The following is a 2543-nucleotide window of genomic DNA, read 5'->3' as shown; positions in this document are numbered from 1 at the left end:
GGCATGTGGTAACCGATGCCCAGCTCCGGCTGGTTCAGCTTGAGCTTCATCGAGCCGTAGTCGTAGTCGTACGACTTGCTGCCGTAGTTCCAGCCGCCGAACACATGCACCTGCTCGGCCAGCGCGATCGAACCGCGCACGTAGCCACCATCAACCTTCGGGTCGTTGAACGCTTCGTCGTCGGTCTTGACCTGGGTCCAGCCGCCTTCGACATAGGTGTAGCTCAGGGCGTCGGCCGAGGCCGAGAACGGGGCGGCGGCCAGCAGGGCGGCCACGATCAGGATCTTGCGCATGGGAATTCCTGTGAATTTCAGTCCATTGGCGGTCCACCTATGCGGCAGTCCGTGGCGACCTCATGTCGTCCGATCGCCGATTTTAATGAAAGTTTTACGAAAGGCCAGCCGCTGGCGACCTTGCGCTCGCCATAGCGCGAACTCCGTCACAACTGAACGGTGGGCAGCCGGGTCAGTCCCGGCCCCGCAGAGGGGGCTGCTACAATGGCCGCGCCGGTTCGCCGGTACACAAACGTCTTCAGGGCGGGGTGCAATTCCCCACCGGCGGTAGGTGCGCAAGCACGAGCCCGCGAGCGCCCCGGCCTTACCGTCGGGGGTCAGCAGATCCGGTCCAATGCCGGAGCCGACGGTCATAGTCCGGATGAAAGAAGACGGTGCCACAGGGCCTTTGCGGCCCTGCGCCCGCCTGTTTGCCTTGCGGCGTTTTTCGCTCACTTTTCGCGGAGAACGTTACTTGTTTACTGGAATCATCGAAGGCGTCGGCCGTCTGGCCGCTCGCGAATCCATCGGCGGCGATGTCCGCTTCACCTTCAATGTCGGCAACCTGCCGTTCGACAACGTGCAGATGGGCGAGAGCATCGCCATCAACGGCGTCTGCCTCACCGTCATCGCGTTCGATGCCGGCAGCTTCCAGGCCGATGCGTCCACCGAGACCCTGGGCCTGACCACGCTGGGCCAGCTGGCCGAAGGTGCAGTCATCAACCTCGAACGTGCCATGCGCCCGACCGACCGCCTCGGCGGCCATCTGGTCAGCGGCCACGTCGACGGCCTCGGCCAGGTGCTGTCCATCCACGAAGATGCCCGCGCGCAGCGTTGGCGTTTCGCCGCGCCGGCCGCGCTGCGCCGCTACATCGCCAAGAAGGGCTCCATCTGCGTGGACGGCGTCAGCCTCACCGTCAACGAAGTGGATGACGAAGGCTTTGAAGTGGCACTGATCCCGCACACCGTGGCCAATACCGCGTTCTCGGCCACTGGCGTGGGCAGCGCGATCAATCTTGAAATCGATCTGGTCGCTCGTTATGTGGAACGCCTGATCAGTGTACCGACCAACGGTCAGCACCCACAGGGAGATACCCCATGAACTTCGCCCCCATCCCCGAAATCTTGGAAGACATCCGCCTGGGCCGCATGGTCGTCATCGTCGATGACGAAGACCGCGAGAACGAAGGCGACCTGATCATGGCTGCCGAGCTGGTCAAGGCCAGCGACATCAACTTCATGGTCACCCACGGCCGTGGCCTGGTGTGCCTGCCGCTCACCCGCACCCGCGCCGCCGACCTCGGCCTGGCACCGATGGTGCAGGCCAATACCGCGCAGTTCCAGACCAACTTCACGGTCAGCATCGAGGCCGCCGAGGGCGTCACCACCGGCATCTCGGCGCACGATCGCGCGCACACCATCCGTACCGCGGTGAAGCCCAACGCCAAGCCGTCTGACCTGCACCAGCCGGGCCACATCTTCCCGCTGATCGCCCAGCCAGGCGGTGTGCTGACCCGTGCCGGCCATACTGAAGCCGGCGTGGACCTGGCCATGCTGGCCGGGCTGGAACCCGCCGGCGTGCTGGTGGAGATCCTCAACCCGGACGGCAGCATGGCGCGCCGCCCGGAGCTGGAAGTGTTCGCCCGCGAGCACGGCCTGAAGATGGGCTCCATCGCCGACCTGATCGCCTACCGCCTGGCCACCGAAAAGACGGTCGAGCGCGTGGACGAGCGCGAGATCGACACCGAATTCGGCCCGTTCAAGCTGGTCACCTACCGCGACCGCATCGCGCACGACCTGCATTTCGCGCTGGTGCGTGGCACCCCGGATGCCGACACCCCGACCCTGGTGCGGGTGCAGGTGGAAAACCCGCTGGCCGACCTGCTGCACTGGCGCCGCGATGACTTCGGCGTGGCTGCCACCGATGCCCTGCGTGCCATCGATGCCGAAGGCAGTGGCGTGATGGTGGTGCTGTCGGCCCCGCGCGATGGCGAAGGCCTGCTGGCCCGCCTGCGCCAGCAGCCGGCGCCGGTGGTGCCCGGCAAGGACAAGGACGTGAGCCAGTGGCGCCGCAACGGTGCCGGCGCGCAGATCCTGTCCGACCTGGGCCTGGGCAAGCTGCGCGTGCTGGGCACCCCGCGCCGCCAGATCGGCCTGGCCGGGTACGGCCTGGAAGTGGTGGAGACGGTCACCCCGTAACCGCCCCATGACCGGTAGTGCCGGCCGCTGGCCGGCAACCACAGSGCACCGCAGTTGCCGGCCAGCGGCCGG

The 2543-nt window shown here is 66.5% G+C and carries 2 protein-coding genes, 1 pseudogene and 1 riboswitch; of the genes and pseudogenes, 2 read left to right on the top strand and 1 reads right to left on the bottom strand.

Features of this window, described 5'->3' with window-relative positions:
• Positions 1-293, bottom strand: a pseudogene (locus tag AB4Y84_RS19065) (hypothetical protein); the annotation flags it as partial.
• Positions 294-523: 230 nt separating this feature from the next.
• Positions 524-670, top strand: a riboswitch (FMN riboswitch).
• Positions 671-747: 77 nt separating this feature from the next.
• On the opposite strand from AB4Y84_RS19065, the gene AB4Y84_RS19060 reads away from it, so the two are divergent.
• Positions 748-1374, top strand: a complete 627-nt coding sequence (locus AB4Y84_RS19060) for a riboflavin synthase (RefSeq protein WP_346586836.1) — start codon at positions 748-750, stop codon at positions 1372-1374.
• A complete protein-coding gene (ribB, locus tag AB4Y84_RS19055; RefSeq protein WP_442250669.1) occupies positions 1371-2471 on the top strand; it encodes a 3,4-dihydroxy-2-butanone-4-phosphate synthase in 1101 nt (366 codons plus the stop codon). Before AB4Y84_RS19060 ends, ribB begins: the two co-directional genes overlap by 4 nt.
• The last annotated feature ends 72 nt before the right edge of the window (positions 2472-2543 follow it).

Source organism: Stenotrophomonas sp. 2YAF22, from assembly GCF_052114665.1.
In the GTDB taxonomy this organism is placed as follows: Bacteria; Pseudomonadota; Gammaproteobacteria; order Xanthomonadales; family Xanthomonadaceae; genus Stenotrophomonas; species Stenotrophomonas indicatrix.
This window is presented reverse-complemented; position numbering and strand designations above follow the sequence as displayed.

Coding starts and splice junctions, on each gene's coding strand:
- ribB (WP_442250669.1), top strand. CDS start 1,371: ATGAACTTCGCCCCCATCCCCGAAATCTTGGAAGACATCCGCCTGGGC.